Here is a 17,393-nt window from a genome sequence, read left to right as displayed (position 1 = left end):
CATGAAGCCAGCCATCCGTGTGCTCACTGGATTCTCGGTTCTCGTCTGCGCGACAGGGTGCGGAAATGCGGCCAGCCTTGTCGTGCAGACCTCGGGAGATCCCGGTCCGCCCTGGAAGATCGGTGTCGAGGATGGCGGACGTGGGTGGTATCCGTGTGTAGATGACTCCGGCCTGGCGACGCAGTCGTTCACCGAGCGTTTGGACCACCCCTCCTCCGGTGCAGGCGTGATCTTTGACGCCAAGGTGACGCAAGAGCAGGCACAGGCAGTGCTTGAGTGTGTTCTGGGCGCCACCGACGGCGACGTGACAACCAACATCCCTGAACCAGTTTGAGCGGGATGTTGGTCGTCACTCGTCACTCGTCGCGTTGAGTTTCGACGTTGTCGGGTTGCAGCTTTCTCTCAGCGACGATGTCGGTGCAACACTCGGCGTCGCATGTTGCACGCAAGCCGGTCTCGCTCCGAGTGCTGCCTAGTCCTACTCGCTGGGCGCTGTGGCCAGGTCCCGGTCGACCCGCGCCATGACGGCCCGGCACTCGACCACGTCCTCCGGGGTCCCCGAGAGCTCGACCTCAAACAGGATCGGGCGCCCCGACGTCCGAGCGATCAGGCGCGCCGCGGACTGGTAGTGCGAGCCGAAACTGCGGTTGCCGGCCCCGATGATCCCGACCATCAGTCGGCGGTTGACCGGGTCGGACAGGAAGCGGCGCACCGGCTCGGGGAGCGTGTCGTTGTCCGGGTTCCCCGTCTTGTACGACGGCGTGAGCAGCACCCACGGACCGGTGGCCCCTCCGGCGCGCACCCGGCGGTCGGCGAGGTCGAGCACGGGCCGCTCCAGGTTCCGCGCGAACAGGCGCGTCTGCCCGCTGGAGGAGGAGTAGAAGAAGATCGGCGTCTGGTCCGCCGGGGTCGCGTCGTCCATGCCCGCACCTATGCGACCAGGCTCGGCACCTTTCCCGGACGCCGCCCCACGGACGAGGCAGAGACCCTCAACCTAGGAGCAGGCCATGGCCACCCAGCACCCGATCCCCGCCTGGATCTTCGTCGGCGCGACCGTCCACCGCCTCTCAGGCCGTGAGTCGGTTCCCTCACGCCACGTCGTCACCAAGATCACCGCGACGCAGGTCGTCCTGGACAGCGACCTGCGCTTTCGCCTGAACACCCTGGACGACGACGGGCGCCTGGTCCGCAACACCGTCAGCGAGTGGATGCCCAGTGAGCTCCTGTGCTCGGGCGAGGACCCCAAGGTGGTTGCGGCCTACGCCCGCCAGCGCGTCCAGAGCGCCCAGTTCCGCGCTGACACCGCCTACGACACGCTGCGCCGCACCCGCACCGCCGAAGCCGGGCGCGAGGTCATCGCCGCGATCGAGACCTGGATCAAGCTCCTGCCCTCGCAGGACTGATCGAGCAGGAGCCGCCGGTCGATTGTGCCCGTGAACTGGGCGTTCTCCTCCTGCATAGACACCGGTTGAGACCGACCCCGACCGAACGAAGGAAGTGCATCCGCATGGCTAACGCGCGCCCCACGGCCACCCGCCGCCCCGCCCCGATCATCCACGCGTGGGTCATGATCGTGGCGCACCTCGGCACGATGTTCCTCATCGCTGCGTCGTTCATCCTCAGCTTCGACGCCCTGACCGACCTCGCTGTGCGGGCAGGGATCAACCCTCACCTGGGGTTCTTGTGGCCGCTGATCGTCGACGGCCTCATCGTCGTGTCGAGCGTCGCGATCATCGCCCTCGTCGACCACCCCCGGCACGTCACCTTCTTCCCCTGGATGCTGCTCTTCGCCGGTGCCGGGACGTCGATCGCCGCCAACGCGACCCACGCGATCCTGGTCGCGACCGAGGCCGGGGACGGGTTCCCTCTGGAGGTCTCCGCGCTGGTCGCCTCGGTGCCGCCGCTGGTGCTGCTCGCCGTGACGCACCTGCTCGTCATCCTGATGCGCCTGGGCCGTCCGAGCGAACCGGCGAAGGCTCCGGCCCGCGCGCGTCAGGCCACCAAGAAGGCCGCGGCACCCAAGCCTGCGCCCGTGACAACCAAGGTGCCCGCGCGTGCCGTCGAGGTCGCTCCCGTGGACGCGGTGCCGGCCCCCGCGCCGACCCCGGAGCCTGAGGCGGAGCAGCCGGTCATCGAGCCTGAGGTGGTCGTCGAGTCGGCGCCAGAGGCTGAGGTCGTTGCCGAGGACGCGGTCGAGCCCGAGGCTGCCCCGGTCGACCTGAGCGACGTCGTCGAGGCGCCCGCCCCGCACGTCGAGCCCGAGCCTGAGGTCGCTGCGGCCAAGGAGCACGAGCGCGAGCCCATCCCGGCCTGACCCTCAGCGATGGCGTCGCGTCCGGCTACGGCCACTGGGCGCGGCGCCATCGCCATGCCCAGCGCCGGTCCGGGGCCAGGCGCATAGGCGCGTGCATGGACACGCCCTACGAAGACCTGCTGCGCCACGTGCTGAACAACGGCACGACGAAGTCCGACCGCACCGGGACCGGCACCCGTTCAGTGTTCGGCGCCCAGATGCGCTTCGACCTCAGCCAGGGCTTCCCGCTGGTCACCACCAAGCGCGTGCACCTGAAGTCGGTCGTCTACGAGCTGCTGTGGTTCCTGCGCGGGGAGACGAACGTGCGCTGGCTCCAGGAGCACGGGGTGAAGATCTGGGACGAGTGGGCGGGCGCCGACGGTGAGCTCGGCCCGGTCTACGGCTCCCAGTGGCGGTCGTGGCCCACGCCCGAGGGCGGGCACATCGACCAGATCGCCCGCGTCGTCGACCAGATCCGCCAGAACCCCGACTCGCGCCGGCACATCGTCTCGGCGTGGAACGTCGCCCAGGTCGAGGACATGGCGCTGCCGCCGTGCCACGCGCTGTTCCAGTTCTACGTCGCCGACGGACGCCTCTCGTGCCAGCTCTACCAGCGCAGCGCCGACCTGTTCCTCGGCGTGCCGTTCAACGTCGCGTCCTACGCCCTGCTCACCCACATGGTCGCCGCCCAGGCCGGGCTCCAGGTCGGAGACTTCGTGTGGACCGGCGGGGACTGCCACATCTACGACAACCACCTCCAGCAGGTGCGTGAGCAGCTGGGGCGCGACCCGTACCCCGCCCCGACGCTGCACCTGGCCGAGCGCGCGTCGATCTTCGACTACGCGTACGAGGACGTCCAGGTCACCGGCTACCAGCACCACCCGGCGATCAAGGCACCCGTGGCGGTCTAGCGATCTCGTCCCACGAACCTACGCGGGCTGCTCGACGCTCCGCGCGACGCGCGAGGACATCGAGCGACCTACCGTATGGCCCGCCGGGGGAGCGGCGGCGTCTCGTGCTACGACGTCGAACGGAGGGGCCCGGCCCTCTCTGGCGTCCGGTGAAGCTCGAAATCCAGGACGTCGGCTCGCAGCACTGGCCACGTGTGCGAAAGGAGCGACTCGTTGCGCTGATTTCGCTGATCGAGCTGGGCGTGGCGGTAGATCCGACCAAGCAACTGGACCGCTTCGACCGACTTGGCCGTGGCCTGGCGCGCGTTGGCGTCATTGTTCGACACGAGTGCACGGGCCACCCGGCGTCCCAGCGCAGCCTCGCGAGCGTCGGAGGGGACCATGGCGGACGACGCACAGGTGATCCCGAGAGGGCTGGTAACGACTCTCCACTCGCCATCGCCGGAGGTGACCACGCGTCGACGGTGCGGGTTGCTCGTCATGAGCAGGTAAAGGACGCTCGCGGAGCCGACGAAGCTCAGCATGGAGACTGCGCCCAGATACGGGCCGACCGCCAGCTCAGTGGCCGATGAAAGGGGGGAGATGCTGATCCCCACGGCGACTGCGCAGCCGTAGAGCCCGAGGACTCCGATGAGCCCTGCGACTGCGCAGTCGATCCAGGTGCGACGCATCAAATGTTGGTGCACACGCCGTCGATGGGCGTGCTGCCTACGAAGTTCTTCTGCCACAAGTAGGCAGAGTAGCGGTAGTTCGTCGGAGCGTTCGGTGCGACAGCCAAGAGCGTGCCGCCGCCGCCGATCGTCTTGGAGATGTTGTCGGCGATCCGGCCGTTCGTCGAGCAGTCATAGCTCGTCGTGATCCGCTTGTAGAGGTTCACGAATCCTGTGAAGTTGCCCGCGTTCAGGTTTCGGGTGTATTCGCCTTCGACCCAGGTGCCGTTCTTGCCGATGCAGAGCTTCCCGCCGAGGGTCGTGGCGTTGGACTTGCACGCAAGCCAGGTCGTGGCCAGCGGCGTGACCGTTGCCCGGCCCTGCGCTTCAAGGTCGTCACGCCCAGTGCAATCGAGGACAAGAGCGACCGCGGGCAGGGGGAGGTCGGCGGGCGCCCCCATCTGGAGGTTCGCCTCGGTGTTCACCTGGATTGCTACCTCGCCGGACTCATAGAGGCAGCCTCGGTCGGTTGCGTACTGCTCCCAGTCGGTTGCTGACGCCTCGGCGATACGGTCCGCGGACCACTCGCGCCACTCTGCCGCTGAGGCTGGAGTGCTGGTCGGATCGTCGGCCGAGGCGCCTGGAGCGCCGGCCACGATGAGGCTCAAGGCCAGGACGACGCCGCTCATTGCTGCAGTGCTTCGTTGCACGTTCTCCCCTTGGTGGTCGGTTCGTGAGCGATGAGGCTTTCACAGTTCTTTGCCTGATTCAAGACGAAACGCAGCCGTACTGACCGGACTCCCTTGACCGTGAATCCGTGTTGCCGTTCGCGGCCTGTGGCCCCCGCGCCGGAGACGCATGCCTCGGGCCTGTACGCCCACTGCTGGCGGGCCCACCGGGGGGCAACCTGCTTCCTGCCACGGACCAAGCCGCATAGGGGCAGGTGATGAGCAAGGAACCCGCCACCTTCTTCACCCCCGACGAGGCTGACCCACTCCTCGCTGCGGTGTCGATCGCGCTCGCCCTGATGAAGGTCGCCATGGTCGACCGCTGGGAGCAGATGGCGCAGATCGCGCCTGGCCTGGTCGCGATCTCCAGCGAGCAGCAGCACCTGCTGGCCACGGCCGGGAACGTCCTGGGGTACCTGCGTCGCAACCCCACCGTTACCGTCGCCAAGTGCCCCCGGTGCGGCCTGATCTCCTTCGTCGCCTCCTCCGTACCGGCCAAGTGCACCCTGACCCGGGGCTGCACCGGAGGGCGCGCGGTCAAGGCCACCGAAGCCTCCCGCCGGCCCGCGCCCAAGGCCCCGCGCAAGACCCGGACCGCTGCCCCCAAGGCCCCGGCCGTCCAGCCCCAGACCCAGACCCTCGACGAGGCCGTGGGTTGAGGGCGGTGCGTTCTGCTCATCAGGGCAGGTAGCGCGGGACTTTCCGCGCCCCCGGCCCCACGGAGTGGTCATGCGCCAACGGATCTTCTCGACCCTCTTCGCCCTGCTCGCGATCTTCATCGTCATGAACGTGACGGGCATCTGGCCCCAGTTCTACGACGGCCTGCGCCAGAGCGTCGACTACGCGACCTCGAAGGAGGGCCGCGACCTGTTCGAGTCAGGCCTGGAGAACGCTGGGGAGGTCCCCGGCGTGCAGGCCCCCGCGCCCAGCGCCCCGGCCGGCGCCGACCACCTCGCCGCGCGCGCCACCCTGGAGACCCTGACCGTCAAGGGCAAGGCAGCCAAGACCGGGTACACCCGCGAGCAGTTCGGGCCCGCCTGGTCCGACGTCGACCGCAACGGCTGCGACACGCGCAACGGCATCCTGGCCCGCGACCTGGTCGACGAGACGTTCAAGCCCGGGACGAACGACTGCGTGGTCCTGACCGGCACCCTGCCCTACGAGCCGTACAAGGGCGGGACCAACGTCGCCTTCGAGCGCGGTAGCAAGGACAACGGCCTGGACGCGGAGCACATCGTGGCCCTGGGCAACGCGTGGATCTCCGGCGCCCAGCAGCTCGACCAGGCCACCCGGACCGCGTTCGCCAACGACCCCCTGAACCTGGTGATGGTCGACCCCGGCCAGAACCGCGCCAAGGGCGACCGCAATGCCGCCTACCGGTGCGACTACGTCTCGCGTCAGATCGAGGTCAAGGCGAAGTACTCCCTCGCCGTCACCCAGCCTGAGAAGGACGCCATGACCAAGGTCCTCGACTCCTGCCGATGACCTCCTGCCCGGCCGCGGGCGCGGCCGACGAGCTCGGGCGCCTGACCGAGGCCAACGCCATGCCCTGAGCACAGGCCCTGCGTGCGGCCGGTCACGGGCAGCGTCCGCGGCTCGCGCCCCCCGTCAACGAACGGGCATGAGCACTCACGCATTCAACGAGCACAGCCATCCCCGCGACGGCGCGGGCAAGTTCTCCGAGAAGCCGGTCGACGAAGCAACCGGCGGGCTCACCGCCTTGACGCCCGACGACGGCGGCGACCACCCGCTCTCCGGCCACGAGCTCCTCGACGAAGCCCGTAGCGCCGTGAACCGCGTGCGCAGGGGCCGCAACCAGTCGATGCACGTGCGCGACCTTGACGACGACATGGTCTCCGACGTCGTGGAGGTGTGCCTGCGACGTCAGGCCCGCGGCCAGAAAACCCACGCCGGGTACGTCTACGTCGTGGCCCGTAACCTGCTCAGCCGTGACCGCAACATGCACTCCTCGCAGGCCCGCGCGCTGCGGATGCTCTCGGGGCAGGTCGCCGAGGCCGAGCAGGCACAGGGGCACGAGGCCAGCCGGGCCCAGGTCGTTGCGTTCGCCGAGAAGATCCTCGCCGAGTGGCCCGCCGACCAGCGCAAGCCCAGCACCGACTTCTACCGCATCGCGAAGGTCGTCTCCCTAGACGCCCAGGTCGAGAGCGGCACCGCCATGGTCGACATGATCGAGGACCGCGCCGGCGCCTACCGCCCGACCCACCTCGACGACGGCACGGGGGAGGAGCCCACGAACGACGCCGGGGTGTACGACCTCCTGGACCGTCACGAGCGCGCCGTGGGCAAGGCCGAGCACATGGCGATCAAGCGTGACGCCTGGGACGCGATGGCCGACCTGACCGGCGCCCCGAAGGTCACCGGCTCCCTGACCAAGCACCACGTCACCGCCGCCCGGACGATCATCGTGCGCCACCCCGACGGGCCCGACGCCGGGATCAAGGCAGCGATGTCGACGTGGGACTCCGGCGAGCAGGACCAGTACACCGACGCGCTCTTCACCCCGTTCGGCACCAAGGACATCGACGAGCGCCAGGCCATCGTCGACCAGTTGCGCACCGCCGGTCCGCACGCGGCTGACCTGTGGTCTGGAGCCCTGGCCGCAGCCAACGCCCGCCACCAGGCCGTCGCAGCCTGAGGGATGGGGCGGACCCGAACCTCCGCAGTGACGAGCCGGGTGCCACGACCTCGATGTAGTCCATGACGGCTCGCTCTGCCGCCGCGGACTGCCCGGTGGTCGCGAACAACACGAGGCACAGGATCGAGTTGGCGAGCGCGGTCGCGGTTGCCACGGGCTGGACCAAGCGGACTTCGCGCCGCCCGCGAGGCGCCGGGAGGGAACGGAGCATCTCTCGGGCCGCCGCACCGTGGGCTCCCGCTCTACCCCATGTGCTCGATGCTCACGAGGCGGCGCTTTCGATCTGATCGCCGTCGTCGACCATCGTTTGGACGAGCCTGCGGGCGATGACCTCGTTGACAATCTTCTTGAGCCGGCGGACGTTCGATTCCTGCCCCGAAGACTTGCGAAACCACCCCTTTATCTCGTCAACGTCGATGCGGTCTCGTTCGCCGTCGGTCAGCACCGCACAGCTCTTCTCGATCATGCTGTCAGTGATCTGCTGGAGAGCCTCCGGCAGGAGGGGCTTGTACTCGATTACCGCGTCGAACCGTGAGCATAGAGCGTCGCCGAGAGCACTGATCGCCTCGGCCTCGGACCGGTAGTTGGTGGTACAGATGATCAGCGACGGGCCGAGTACGGCCGTGTAGTTCTTGTCCTCGAAAATCCCATCGTCGAACAGTTGATAGAACCCGCTGTGGAAGGTCGGATTGGCCTTATCGAGCTCGTCGAGCAGGATCACCCCGGACTCCCTGTCGAGCAGGTCGTGCGCGAACGACGGCTCGGAGTGCGTGCCGCCGAACAGGTATGAGGCGAACTTCTCGGAATGGTACATCGAGAACTGCTTGCGCATGAGGGTGCCGCCGAGCAGGCCGTTGATGAAATGGGCGGTCTCGGTCTTGCCAACCCCTGACGGGCCCAGGAGTAAGAGGACGACCGGCTTGGTCCGGCCATTCCTGATCAGGGGGTACAAGGCGGCCATGAGTCGCTCGCAGACCCCGTCTTGCCCCATCAAGTGGCCACCCCAGCCGGTGCCGACGGCTCTGAGTACCTGCGGGGTGATGGTCGGGTAGTCAAACTTCTTGACCTCCACGTGAAACTCGCGCTGCATCTGGGCTGCGACCTGCGTTGGCGGGTTGTGTAGGTGAAGGCGCTTCGGTCTGACCGAACGGACCAGGCCGGAGAAGTTGGAGATGGCGTGCTCGTTCAGGCTGGCGTAGTCGTTCGAGCCGGCGACCACGTTCCGGGGGCGGCGAGGCTTCTCTGCGGCGGCCCCGACAGGGGCCTGCGTCCCATCCGGAAGCACGTGTATATGCCGGACGCTGCGGGCCTCCTCGTCACGTTTGTAGACGACATCCAGAAGAAAGGTCCGCTTGCGCCGCCTACGGGCGGGCAACTGGCCTTCAAACCAAGACCGAGGCCCGTAGTAGATCGTGACAGCGATGTCAGTCGGCATGGTTCACCTCGGACACGGACGACTCGACGCCGGCCAGGATGATGTCGTACACGTCGAGCAGATCAGCGTCGGTTGGGGCGGTCCCGGAGAGCACCTCGTCAGCGGTCAGACGTGGACGCTCGGTGCCGCCCGACATCTCGGCGTTCATCCCCAACTGCGTTTCGCTGGTCTGTCCGACCCGGACACCGTGGTAGACGAGTGTCATCTTCCCGAGGTCGGCCAACCCGTAGTTGTTGCGGAATGCGGCGATGTTGAAGCGCAGGACAAGGCGCCTGACGTTCTGGCGGTCGGTGCCGACGAGCTCGTAGTAGCCCTTGGCTTTCTCGAAGGCTTCGTCGATTCTGGCCAGATCGAGCCCCGACTCCTCGGTCTTGGCGATTATCATGTACGGCGTGTACATCTTCATGTAGGCCATGGAGTCTTTGAGGGCTGTGACCCGCAGCCCGCGCAAGGCGATGATGTGGGGGTCGTCGGCGGCTTGGACCAGGTAGTCGGTAAGGATGGTGTTGGAGAGCGTCTTGCTCAGGATGCTCTGCCCTGCAGATGACGCGCTCGCGCTGACTCCGGTCTCAGCGGAGGCGCCGAAGAACGGGAGCCACCCGAACTTCGCCGTGGCCTTCGCATCGACTCTTCCAGCTACGTCGGCAGCTCGTTCGCGGACGTGTGCGCTAGTCGCCTCCGTCTTGCCTCCGGCGCTGATGTCGAGGTAGTCAGACGCCGATAGTGCGTCGAAGTAGACCACCTTGATCATAGCTTCGGTCGAAGCCTTGTCCCTACCAGCCATCCGTCGCTCCTATCGCTCCTAGTCGCTCGGCTGAGCGCCACTGGTGAGGGTATCCGTAGACCCGGCAAACGCATGGTTCATGCGTCCCTGCCCGATGGGCCCTCACCATCCGACTGTCGGGCGGCTATGCCAGCACACTTGGTCCCCCGCGGACGCGGAGCCCGCCGTCGGTGACGATCAATGAGCCTCGAGAAGGTGTCTCCTGCTAGGACTCACCCGGCGGGAGAGGGTTGGACGCCATTCTGGACTTATGGCGAGAGGTAGGCGTGCGGCTGTGGGTCTACTGAGTGGTGCCGCAATGAGGCAGGTCCGTCGAGGGGGGAGGATGAGCAACTCTCCAAGCGCGCCACAAGGGCATGGGCGGCTTGGACTCAAACCAAGGCATCGGCGTCACGTTGAGAACGTTGGAACCCGCACGTCCAATGAGTGGAGATGCCACAGTAGGACGGTGCCGAACGGCCTGCAAGAGATCGGCTGCGTCCTCTAGATGACCACATCTCCGTCGTCGAGACACTGAACGACTTCCTGAAGCACCAGGCGGACTAGTGGCCACGAGGGCAATGACGTGAGTCCGTCCAGGTTGGCGCCGTTGACGCCGCGGGGAGCGAGGCTCTCGATCATCAGGAGCCCAACTGGCGCTTGATTTGCAGTTGCAGACTCGATTCGCATGCCGAGCAGGCTGCGTGACTGCATCTTGAGGCGCCTGACCGCGGTCGGGTCCATCCCGTACTCGCGCACGCAGAAGTCGTCCCAATCTGGGCGGGCTTCCGGAAGACCCGTCGCGCACGTGGACCCGCGATCCCAGGTCCTGCCGATGACACCCTCCGAATCTGGGTACTCGCTGCGCCCCACGCCCTTGAGCGATTGAGACTGAGACACTCTAGCAACGAGGATGAAGCGCCCGCCGTGGTGTCTGTAGATAGACACCCTCGCCTTCGACATGTCAACTGACATGTCCTCCAAGAGCGCTCGTAGGGCGAGCGCCATGATGGTCTTCAGGGACCTCGTCCGCTCAGAGGATCGCGCCCTAATCGCACGCGCCTCACGAACAATTGCGCCGATCTTTGGGCCGGCGATCGCGGTCCCAACCAACCCTGCTACCGACAGAGTCACGCCGAACCAGAACAACACCCCCTGCGCAGTCGCGTCGATCCCTAGGAGAACTGCACCAGCAGTCAAGAGGAGCGTCGGGAGAACAGCCAGACCATTTCGGAGAGCGCTAGCTAGCCATCCAGCCAAGCGATCTGTCGCCTCTCTGGCGTGATCGTTAGAGTCGGGCACCGCTAGGCGGGCACAAGCTCGGTCGCGCCTCTACTTACACGAGTTCCTGCCAGTCGTTCCTGGAGCGCAACTACGACTTCGTGCGCGAGGGCGTCGAACTTGCCCTCGACCTCCGCGTACGAGCTTGACACGGTCAAGATTCGGATACGCACATCGTGCGGGCCGTCTGCCTCGGCCCAAGCGCGTGTCACGATAGGCGACCGCTCGGCGAAAAGGAGGAGGACACGGTTGGCCTCCACGATCACGTCATCGAGGGTGCGATTGCTCTCGACGAAGAACTCGGAATGGCCCTGCAGGTTCATGATCGCTCCTCCATGCCCCGATGATGGCACATCGCGCGACGGATGGGCTGCTACTGGGCTCTGCCCGCACATGTGAGTCTGCCAGCGACCACCAACATCGGAAGGGGACCCGCGCAGGCGGTGCCGGACGTTGAGCCCGGCTCGCCCCACAGCGGGGCATGAGCACCTCACCTGGCATCGACTCGAACACCTGGCTTGACGAGGCCCAAGCGCGCGCCGCCGCCGCGAAGAGCGGACCGTGGACGTGGGACGAGTGCCGGGTCCCGACCCTGTCCGGGCGCGCAGGTGACCCCGAGACCTCACGTACGACACCGAGGTCCTCGAAGCGAGCCACTTGGGGGAGTGCGGGTGCCGCTCGGCCTGCACGCTGGAGGTGACGATCGAGCCGGGCGACCGCGCCTTTATCGCCGCCTCCCGCACCGACCACTCGGTCATGTCCGCGGCCCTGCGCGCGGTGCTCGACCTGCACGAGGTCGTCCCCGCCGTGGCCGGGCTCTTCACCGACCACTGCCGCACCTGCCGCACGCCCTACCCCTGCACGACCGTCACCGCCGTCGCGACCGCGCTGGAAGGATCTGCGTCATGACCACCCGCATCTTCTCCTACTCCGCACCTGTCGAAGTGACCGTCCGCGTGGACATCGACGACGCCGACCTCGCCGAGGCCCACGCGGACGACCTCGCCCGCGAGGCGCTGAGCCGCCTCATGGTCCGCGACGACGCCGTGACCATCCTCGCGCCGGTGGACCTTCCCCCGGCGTACGAGACCCGCCGGGACAGCCCCTGCTCCCACGAGGATTGCCCGCACCACGTGCTGGACGGCGATGACGACTGCGGCAACCACGAGGCGTGAATGGCCTGAGCAACCTGGCCCGGGCCGGTGCACGTCGAGGCTGGTCTCGGCCGGGGCGCGAGAAGCCTGCGCGGGTGAAGTCGGTGTGGACCGCTGGCGGTCGGCGGCTGTGCCCTGCCACGCTCGTGGTCCACCAGTAGCCGGGGAGGACCCATGGGGTTCGTTCAGAACACGCACCAGATTGCCGCTGTCCAGACGCAGTTCTCGACGAAGAAGCTGCGAGAGCTCGCGGAGCGTGGCGCGATCCGCGAGGAGGAGCGACACCAGGAGATCCTGCAAGCGCTCACCCGGATCGCCGTGGCCATGGAGAACCACGAGATCAGGGCGCACGACCGGGCCGTGGCGGACCACACCGTCTTGCAGGCGATCAGCACGGCCGTGGCGCGCCCGCGCTGACCGCACCCGGCACAGGTGTCCGTGCCGGTCCCCGCCCGCCAACAGGTAGGTATGGACACGAGCACCGACTTCGCCGCCGCGCACCCGCGTACCCGTGACGGGAAGTTCACGGACAAGCCTGTGGACGAAGCGGCCGGTGGCCTGGACGCCCTGACGCTCGCCGGCGCCCACGAGCCCGATGAGCAGGACCAGGAACCCGCGCCCGGCCAGGTCCACGTCTTCGCCTCCCACCGGCTCCCCGAGGCGATCGAGCGGATCGAGGCGGCGAACAAACGCCTGGCCCGAGCCGGGATCGAGGAACGCTTCGAGTTCGAGACGACCCAGGACGTGCGCCCCGTCATCGAGCAGGCCCCCGACGGCACCCAGACCACCCACCACATGCCGTTCACGACGCTGACCCTCAACGCCCCGGCCATCAGCTTCAGCGGCTACCGCTTCATGGCAGCCGTCGAGTCCGAGGATGCGGGGCTGGTCACGCGCGTGGCCCGCGGGGAGAACCTCGACGGGTGGACGCCGACGTCGATGGAGTGCGCCCACTGCGGACGCACCCAGCAGCGGGCCACCACCTACCTGGTCCAGGACGAGGCGGGGGAGCGGACCCAGCTCGGCTCCACGTGCGTCCAGGCGTTCCTCGGGGTGCGACCCACTGGCCTGTGGGCCCTGGGCTACGACCCTGTCGAGGGGGTCGGCGAGGACGACGACGAACCGGGCGCGGGCTCGTTCAGCAACGGGCGCTCGGTGACCCCTGTCGAAGACGTCCTGGCGCTCTCGCTCGCGATATCCCACGAGGAAGGCTTTGTCTCGCGTAGCCGAGCGGAGATGACCGGGGAGCACGCGACGTCGGGGAAGGTGCTCGCCGCGATTTACCCCTCGCCCCGAGAGCGCCCCGAGGAGCGCGCGTGGCGCGAGCGCATTCGTGAGCGCGCCGCCCAGCTAACGGCCGACGGCGAGGTCGACGCCCTGCGCGACTACATCGAGGAGGGCATCGACGACGACTCGGACTGGGGTCACAACGTCCGCACCGTCACCCGAGGGGAGTGGGTCGGCGCGAAGAACCTCGGCCTGCTCGTCTCCGCAGTCTCCCCGTGGGCCTGGCACAAGGACCGCAAGGCCTACGTCCCTCCCACGCCCGGGTTCGCGGCGCCGGTCGGGGAGAAGGTCAAGGGCATGGGCGTGACCGTCGCCAAGGTGCACCACATGACCGAGCACGACCCGTACCAGCGCATGGAGGTCACCAAGACGTTGCTGCTGATGCGTGACGAGGCCGGCCACGAGCTGAAGTGGTTCGCTTCACGCCGCCAAGAGGTCGAGGTCGGGGCGAAGATCACCCTGACCGGCGGGGCAGTGAAGAGCCACGGCGAGTATCAGGGCACCGACCAGACGGTCCTGACGCGCGTGAAGTTCGACGTCCTGGACGGTGACTAGATGATTACCGAGTGAGGCCTGGGGAATGGCCCAGTGATGGAGTTGAACCCGATCACGCTAGAAGCACGGTGAATGCTGGAAATGCGGCGTTCCAAACTCCCGTGCAAGCCTCCCGGTGGCCCTCAGCGCGCTTCCGTGGGAGGCTGCGGGCACGTCAGCGACGAAGCTGGCGACAACCATCGATGACAGAGGGGCTCCTTCGATGACGCAAAACCAATTCCGCAAGAGGCGACCGCGAGTAGCACTGTTCTCCGCAATCGTGCTTGCCGCTGGCGTGGCCTTCGTTGTTCCTGCCAGCGCAGTCGCCGGCGATGACTCACTCACCATCCTGCCTGGCCCTGCGCCGTCGGAGGCGCCACAGGCCAACGATGCCTACCCGGAGGCAGACCTACTGACGCTTCCAGTGGTGGATGACCAGATGCAGCAGGATGCGGTCGCTCTCACCGAACGGCTGGAAGGACATGACCGCTTGGCGTCTGTGGGTATCGCCCTGGACCGCAGCGCGATCGAGGTCTACTGGTACGGCGACGAGAGCGACCTTGACCGGGCGCTCGACGATGTGTCGGCGCCCGTTGCTCTTCTCCAGAGCGAGTACTTCCCGAAAGAACTGCGCGAGACGGCCCAAGAACTGCTCAACGGGGCGGCCGGGGTCGACGTCGCCTCCGTGACGATGCGTGCCGACGGGGCAGGACTGATCGTGGCGCTGTCGCCCAGCAGTGGGGGCGCGAGGAGTGCAGTTGCTGGCAACGAGCGTGCCGTCTCACGTGTCGCCCAGGTGCCCGTCGAGTTCGAGGAGCTGCCTGTTGCGTTTAGTTCGCGTCAAAGCGACACGAATCACTTTGCGGGCGCGCGAATTAACAAGTTCCTCACCAACAAGATCACCAACCGTTGCACCAGTGCTTTCGCGGCCGTCAGGCCGTCCGAGAACAACAAGAAGTTCCTGCTCACGGCTGCGCACTGCGCGCAGGTAGGCGACACCTGGGTCGTCCACGACGGTGTCGCGGGGAGCAACTCGTACTACATGCTGGGCAACACCGTGAGTCGGAACGAGCTGTACGACGTCGCAACGATTGACAGCACTATTTCGTACCCGTTCATGTGGACGGGGGCGTGGAACTCCAGCTCGTACACTGAAATCAACGGCCTGACATCTCCGGTGGTCGGCAGTGAGATCTGCTACTCGGGGTCGTTCACCGGCCTGGTCTGTGGCAACATTGTTACCGAACCGGAATCCAATCGCACCGTGAGTCTTGGAGCTGGCGGGACACAGACTGTGTACGCCTACCGCACCATCAACTCAAGCCAGATTGGCGCAGGGCAGGGTGACAGCGGTGGGCCCGGGTATGTCCTGACGAACACATCCTCCGGCCTGAAGCGCAGTGCAGCGACGATCATCTCGGCTGGCGTGGGTGCCGGTATTCCGTGCCCTGGTGACCCAGCGGAGACCAACCGGGTCTGTGGGTACAACATCCTCACCACCTCGGTGGCGAAGGCGCTGACCTCACAGAACCTGGCGCTGCAAATCATCCCCTAGTTCGCATGTGGGCCCGGTCAGCGACAATCCGTTGCTGACCGGGCCCGTGACATCTCAAGGGGTCGGATTGGTCAGTATTTCCACGTTCACTCCCGTTCCCTTGACTGCGTTTCTCACGCAACCAACAACACGGTCAAGATCCTCCGGTGTCGCATCGGTCACCATGGTGATCGTTAATCCGGTCGGCGGGTCTGGGAGAAATTCCCAATGCTCCTTAACCGCGGGGTCGTCCGCGCATTCGTAGACCTCATCGACATGCCCGTCGGTGGCGACTAGCCACGGGGCGTCGGGTACAGGCTGGTCCTGGCGCGTGACGACGAAAAGCGCCACGGCGAGAACGGCAACGGCTGCCCCGCCAAGTATGAGCAGTATCCTGCGTCGTCGCATGACTCTCTCTTCTACCGTTCTCGACCGTTTCGTCCCTTCCTCAAAGTCTACATTGGGTACAGGCCGGGAGGGGTGAGGTTGTGTGGTGCGCGCGATGCGGAGCAACGGCGCTGACCCGCGTGAAGGCTAGAGGAGCCGGACGCCGGGTTGGGCCGGTCAGCCGAGGTCGTCCCAGGTCTTTGGCGGGTTGAGGACCATGTCGACCGCGGGGCCAGTGGCCTCAACTTGGAGAAAGACAGCGCCCTGGATCACGGCGATCTTGCTTGTCCGCTCGCTGATGCCATCAGCGTCAGCCGGGAGCGTGGCGGCCTCGGAGAGCTCGACAAACCGTTCTCGCTGCTCGGCGACCTCCTCCTGCGCAACGGCGAACTCGTCGTACCTGTAGACCACGCTACCGAAGGGGAAGTAGGGCCGAATGCGCCAGTCGAAGCACGCCTGGGCGTCGGTGAAGCCGGAGGCGATGTCGCCCGTGTCCTGCCAGTTCGCGTCGCAGAACGACTGCACCTCAGTGGCCTTGGTGCTCAAGATCGCATCTGCCTCGTCCCAGCTTGCGAAAGTGGCTTCGGCATCCACAACCATCTCATCGAACCTAGCCCGGGACTCAGCGACTTCGTCGTCGGGCCGGGTCGTGGTCTTCTCGACCTCACCGCCGCCGACCCCCTCACCCTCTTTCGGTGAGGTGCACGCAGTGACCGTGAGGAACGTCAACACGGTCAAGGTCGTGGTCGCGAAGGCATGGGTCTTGCGGGTCATTCAGGAGCCCCTTGCTGGTTGGTGGCAGGCGGTCCGACAACGCTAGCAGTGGGGACCTTTGTCCGAGAGGTGAACTTCCCGTCAACGAGCGGTTATGAACGGATTCGATGACCTTGCCCACCCGCGGGCTGGAGACGGCAAGTTCGCAGCCAAGCCCGTCGCCGAGACGCCCGGCGGTCTGAGCGCCCTGAGCCCTGCCGACGACGTGGGCAACGTCGATGCAGCCCTCGCCACCGACGACGAGCTGCGTGCCCAGGCGCGCCACCCTGACCCCGCGGTTCGTGTCGACGTGCTGGCCTCCGCGCACGTCCCGTACGACGTCGTCGTCGAGCTCGCGGACCCCCGCACCCAGCCGGTCGTGGTGCGCCACGCCGCGGCCGCGTCCTTCCACGCCGGGGCGGCCGCCCGAGGTGCTCGTGACCCGAACCCCGTGGTGCGTGCTGCCGCCAGCGGCGGGTGGGACCTGGACGAGTCCGGGCGGGAGCGGGCCCGGCAAGCCGCGGACGCGCTAATCGCCTCGTGAGGGCCCGTGCCTGGTGACCGAAGGAATGCGCCCCCGTCAACACCTAGGTGAAAGGTCACCCGCAATTCTGCGCATAGGTGCAGGGCAAGGGGGACAGATCCCGACATCGGACCCGACACACACGGAGCAGAAACATGACCAAGGTCGATTTCGCGGCAGGTTGGGCCAAGCTGTGGGCCGCGCTATCCGGCGCCGTCCCCGGGCTGGCCGGCATCCTCGCCGTCCTGGGAACCGCCGTCGCCGCGTACGCCGTGGCGAAGTTCATCATCGCCAAGCGCAAGGGCTCGGGGAACCCGAAGGAGCTCGGCTGGATGCTTGCCATCTCCGCGCTCATCATCATCCCCAACGTCGTCATCCCGCTCGTGCTGAAGTTCGCGAGCTTCATCGTCAACTTCGTGATCGGACTGTTCTCCGGCATGTAGGTGGCCTTCGGGTCACCTGAGGAGATCTGCACCCGCAGGTCCCGATGTCGGAGCATCCGGC

General features: G+C 66.9%; 22 protein-coding genes. 14 read left to right on the top strand and 8 right to left on the bottom strand.

Annotated features, from left to right (window positions below):
* The first annotated feature begins 1 nt into the window (after position 1).
* A complete protein-coding gene (locus OERS_RS20920) occupies positions 2 to 334 on the top strand; it encodes a hypothetical protein (protein ID WP_139107632.1) in 333 nt (110 codons plus the stop codon).
* Between the two features lie 144 nt (positions 335 to 478).
* Here OERS_RS20920 and OERS_RS02025 read toward each other — a convergent pair whose 3' ends face one another.
* Positions 479 to 922: a class Ib ribonucleoside-diphosphate reductase assembly flavoprotein NrdI gene (locus OERS_RS02025; RefSeq protein WP_068623995.1), complete on the bottom strand. Its 444-nt coding sequence runs from the start codon at positions 920 to 922 to the stop codon at positions 479 to 481.
* An 85-nt stretch (positions 923 to 1,007) separates the two neighbouring features.
* Here OERS_RS02025 and OERS_RS02020 point away from each other — a divergent pair, with 85 nt between their 5' ends.
* The 3 genes from OERS_RS02020 (at position 1,008) to OERS_RS02010 (ending at position 3,204) form a co-directional block, all read left to right on the top strand.
* Positions 1,008 to 1,403 (top strand): hypothetical protein, encoded by a 396-nt coding sequence (locus OERS_RS02020; protein ID WP_068623993.1) that lies wholly within the window; start codon positions 1,008 to 1,010, stop codon positions 1,401 to 1,403.
* Between the two features lie 104 nt (positions 1,404 to 1,507).
* Positions 1,508 to 2,314: a DUF2637 domain-containing protein gene (locus OERS_RS02015; RefSeq protein ID WP_068623990.1), complete on the top strand. Its 807-nt coding sequence runs from the start codon at positions 1,508 to 1,510 to the stop codon at positions 2,312 to 2,314.
* Positions 2,315 to 2,409: 95 nt separating this feature from the next.
* Positions 2,410 to 3,204 (top strand): thymidylate synthase, encoded by a 795-nt coding sequence (locus OERS_RS02010; protein ID WP_068623988.1) that lies wholly within the window; start codon positions 2,410 to 2,412, stop codon positions 3,202 to 3,204.
* A gap of 107 nt (positions 3,205 to 3,311) precedes the next feature.
* On the opposite strand, the gene OERS_RS02005 is transcribed toward OERS_RS02010, so the two are convergent.
* Both OERS_RS02005 and OERS_RS02000 read right to left on the bottom strand, forming a co-directional pair.
* Positions 3,312 to 3,875 carry a hypothetical protein gene (locus OERS_RS02005; RefSeq protein WP_068623986.1) on the bottom strand — a complete coding sequence of 188 codons (564 nt, stop codon included), beginning with the start codon at positions 3,873 to 3,875 and terminating at the stop codon, positions 3,312 to 3,314.
* Positions 3,875 to 4,543, bottom strand: coding sequence for a hypothetical protein (locus tag OERS_RS02000; RefSeq protein ID WP_068623984.1), 669 nt, complete (start codon positions 4,541 to 4,543; stop codon positions 3,875 to 3,877). The genes OERS_RS02005 and OERS_RS02000 overlap by 1 nt, the downstream gene beginning before the upstream one ends.
* 257 nt (positions 4,544 to 4,800) lie before the next feature.
* On the opposite strand from OERS_RS02000, the gene OERS_RS01995 reads away from it, so the two are divergent.
* The 3 genes from OERS_RS01995 (at position 4,801) to OERS_RS01985 (ending at position 7,238) form a co-directional block, all read left to right on the top strand.
* On the top strand, positions 4,801 to 5,241 hold the full coding sequence (locus OERS_RS01995; RefSeq protein ID WP_068623982.1) for a hypothetical protein: 441 nt from the start codon (positions 4,801 to 4,803) through the stop codon (positions 5,239 to 5,241).
* Positions 5,242 to 5,311: 70 nt separating this feature from the next.
* On the top strand, positions 5,312 to 6,067 hold the full coding sequence (locus OERS_RS01990; RefSeq protein ID WP_068623980.1) for an HNH endonuclease family protein: 756 nt from the start codon (positions 5,312 to 5,314) through the stop codon (positions 6,065 to 6,067).
* 136 nt (positions 6,068 to 6,203) lie between these two features.
* Positions 6,204 to 7,238 (top strand): hypothetical protein, encoded by a 1,035-nt coding sequence (locus tag OERS_RS01985; protein ID WP_068623978.1) that lies wholly within the window; start codon positions 6,204 to 6,206, stop codon positions 7,236 to 7,238.
* 262 nt (positions 7,239 to 7,500) lie between these two features.
* Here OERS_RS01985 and OERS_RS01980 read toward each other — a convergent pair whose 3' ends face one another.
* The 3 genes from OERS_RS01980 to OERS_RS01965 all read right to left on the bottom strand — a co-directional run bounded on the left by OERS_RS01980 (position 7,501) and on the right by OERS_RS01965 (position 11,040).
* A complete protein-coding gene (locus OERS_RS01980) occupies positions 7,501 to 8,673 on the bottom strand; it encodes an AAA family ATPase (protein WP_068623976.1) in 1,173 nt (390 codons plus the stop codon).
* Entirely contained in the window at positions 8,663 to 9,457 is a 795-nt protein-coding gene (locus OERS_RS01975) for a DUF6414 family protein (protein WP_083201147.1), read from the bottom strand. Before OERS_RS01975 ends, OERS_RS01980 begins: the two co-directional genes overlap by 11 nt.
* Positions 9,458 to 10,740: 1,283 nt before the next feature.
* Positions 10,741 to 11,040 carry a hypothetical protein gene (locus OERS_RS01965; protein ID WP_068623972.1) on the bottom strand — a complete coding sequence of 100 codons (300 nt, stop codon included), beginning with the start codon at positions 11,038 to 11,040 and terminating at the stop codon, positions 10,741 to 10,743.
* 373 nt (positions 11,041 to 11,413) lie between these two features.
* Here OERS_RS01965 and OERS_RS01960 point away from each other — a divergent pair, with 373 nt between their 5' ends.
* The 5 genes from OERS_RS01960 to OERS_RS01940 all read left to right on the top strand — a co-directional run bounded on the left by OERS_RS01960 (position 11,414) and on the right by OERS_RS01940 (position 15,247).
* A complete protein-coding gene (locus tag OERS_RS01960) occupies positions 11,414 to 11,626 on the top strand; it encodes a hypothetical protein (RefSeq protein ID WP_068623970.1) in 213 nt (70 codons plus the stop codon).
* The gene (locus OERS_RS01955; protein ID WP_068623969.1) at positions 11,623 to 11,892 is read left to right on the top strand and encodes a hypothetical protein; all 270 of its coding nucleotides are present in this window, start codon (positions 11,623 to 11,625) and stop codon (positions 11,890 to 11,892) included. Before OERS_RS01960 ends, OERS_RS01955 begins: the two co-directional genes overlap by 4 nt.
* A 153-nt stretch (positions 11,893 to 12,045) precedes the next feature.
* Complete coding sequence (locus OERS_RS01950; protein ID WP_068623967.1) at positions 12,046 to 12,288, top strand: hypothetical protein; 243 nt, start codon at positions 12,046 to 12,048, stop codon at positions 12,286 to 12,288.
* Between the two features lie 51 nt (positions 12,289 to 12,339).
* The gene (locus OERS_RS01945) at positions 12,340 to 13,713 is read left to right on the top strand and encodes a hypothetical protein (RefSeq protein WP_068623965.1); all 1,374 of its coding nucleotides are present in this window, start codon (positions 12,340 to 12,342) and stop codon (positions 13,711 to 13,713) included.
* 202 nt (positions 13,714 to 13,915) lie between these two features.
* Positions 13,916 to 15,247: a chymotrypsin family serine protease gene (locus tag OERS_RS01940; protein WP_139107631.1), complete on the top strand. Its 1,332-nt coding sequence runs from the start codon at positions 13,916 to 13,918 to the stop codon at positions 15,245 to 15,247.
* Between the two features lie 54 nt (positions 15,248 to 15,301).
* On the opposite strand, the gene OERS_RS20915 is transcribed toward OERS_RS01940, so the two are convergent.
* Both OERS_RS20915 and OERS_RS01935 read right to left on the bottom strand, forming a co-directional pair.
* Positions 15,302 to 15,634, bottom strand: coding sequence for a hypothetical protein (locus OERS_RS20915; protein ID WP_139107630.1), 333 nt, complete (start codon positions 15,632 to 15,634; stop codon positions 15,302 to 15,304).
* A 156-nt stretch (positions 15,635 to 15,790) separates the two neighbouring features.
* Positions 15,791 to 16,387: a hypothetical protein gene (locus tag OERS_RS01935; RefSeq protein ID WP_068623961.1), complete on the bottom strand. Its 597-nt coding sequence runs from the start codon at positions 16,385 to 16,387 to the stop codon at positions 15,791 to 15,793.
* Positions 16,388 to 16,481: 94 nt separating this feature from the next.
* On the opposite strand from OERS_RS01935, the gene OERS_RS01930 reads away from it, so the two are divergent.
* Together OERS_RS01930 and OERS_RS01925 are read left to right on the top strand one after the other, a co-directional pair.
* Positions 16,482 to 16,910, top strand: a complete 429-nt coding sequence (locus tag OERS_RS01930; protein ID WP_068623959.1) for a hypothetical protein — start codon at positions 16,482 to 16,484, stop codon at positions 16,908 to 16,910.
* A 134-nt stretch (positions 16,911 to 17,044) separates the two neighbouring features.
* Positions 17,045 to 17,332 (top strand): hypothetical protein, encoded by a 288-nt coding sequence (locus OERS_RS01925; protein WP_068623957.1) that lies wholly within the window; start codon positions 17,045 to 17,047, stop codon positions 17,330 to 17,332.
* The last annotated feature ends 61 nt before the right edge of the window (positions 17,333 to 17,393 follow it).

It is taken from the genome of Oerskovia enterophila, assembly GCF_001692445.1.
GTDB classification, from domain to species: domain Bacteria; phylum Actinomycetota; class Actinomycetes; order Actinomycetales; family Cellulomonadaceae; genus Oerskovia; species Oerskovia enterophila.
The sequence above is the reverse complement of the archived record's forward strand: the minus strand, read 5'-3'. Positions and strand labels throughout refer to the sequence as shown.

Coding starts and splice junctions, on each gene's coding strand:
- OERS_RS20920 (WP_139107632.1), top strand. CDS start 2: ATGAAGCCAGCCATCCGTGTGCTCACTGGATTCTCGGTTCTCGTCTGC.
- OERS_RS01940 (WP_139107631.1), top strand. CDS start 13,916: ATGACGCAAAACCAATTCCGCAAGAGGCGACCGCGAGTAGCACTGTTC.
- OERS_RS01965 (WP_068623972.1), bottom strand. CDS start 11,040: ATGAACCTGCAGGGCCATTCCGAGTTCTTCGTCGAGAGCAATCGCACC.
- OERS_RS01995 (WP_068623982.1), top strand. CDS start 4,801: ATGAGCAAGGAACCCGCCACCTTCTTCACCCCCGACGAGGCTGACCCA.
- OERS_RS02020 (WP_068623993.1), top strand. CDS start 1,008: ATGGCCACCCAGCACCCGATCCCCGCCTGGATCTTCGTCGGCGCGACC.
- OERS_RS02025 (WP_068623995.1), bottom strand. CDS start 922: ATGGACGACGCGACCCCGGCGGACCAGACGCCGATCTTCTTCTACTCC.
- OERS_RS01950 (WP_068623967.1), top strand. CDS start 12,046: ATGGGGTTCGTTCAGAACACGCACCAGATTGCCGCTGTCCAGACGCAG.
- OERS_RS01980 (WP_068623976.1), bottom strand. CDS start 8,673: ATGCCGACTGACATCGCTGTCACGATCTACTACGGGCCTCGGTCTTGG.
- OERS_RS01945 (WP_068623965.1), top strand. CDS start 12,340: ATGGACACGAGCACCGACTTCGCCGCCGCGCACCCGCGTACCCGTGAC.
- OERS_RS01975 (WP_083201147.1), bottom strand. CDS start 9,457: ATGGCTGGTAGGGACAAGGCTTCGACCGAAGCTATGATCAAGGTGGTC.
- OERS_RS01935 (WP_068623961.1), bottom strand. CDS start 16,387: ATGACCCGCAAGACCCATGCCTTCGCGACCACGACCTTGACCGTGTTG.
- OERS_RS01925 (WP_068623957.1), top strand. CDS start 17,045: ATGACCAAGGTCGATTTCGCGGCAGGTTGGGCCAAGCTGTGGGCCGCG.
- OERS_RS01930 (WP_068623959.1), top strand. CDS start 16,482: ATGAACGGATTCGATGACCTTGCCCACCCGCGGGCTGGAGACGGCAAG.
- OERS_RS02010 (WP_068623988.1), top strand. CDS start 2,410: ATGGACACGCCCTACGAAGACCTGCTGCGCCACGTGCTGAACAACGGC.
- OERS_RS20915 (WP_139107630.1), bottom strand. CDS start 15,634: ATGCGACGACGCAGGATACTGCTCATACTTGGCGGGGCAGCCGTTGCC.
- OERS_RS02000 (WP_068623984.1), bottom strand. CDS start 4,543: ATGAGCGGCGTCGTCCTGGCCTTGAGCCTCATCGTGGCCGGCGCTCCA.
- OERS_RS01955 (WP_068623969.1), top strand. CDS start 11,623: ATGACCACCCGCATCTTCTCCTACTCCGCACCTGTCGAAGTGACCGTC.
- OERS_RS02005 (WP_068623986.1), bottom strand. CDS start 3,875: ATGCGTCGCACCTGGATCGACTGCGCAGTCGCAGGGCTCATCGGAGTC.
- OERS_RS01985 (WP_068623978.1), top strand. CDS start 6,204: ATGAGCACTCACGCATTCAACGAGCACAGCCATCCCCGCGACGGCGCG.
- OERS_RS02015 (WP_068623990.1), top strand. CDS start 1,508: ATGGCTAACGCGCGCCCCACGGCCACCCGCCGCCCCGCCCCGATCATC.
- OERS_RS01990 (WP_068623980.1), top strand. CDS start 5,312: ATGCGCCAACGGATCTTCTCGACCCTCTTCGCCCTGCTCGCGATCTTC.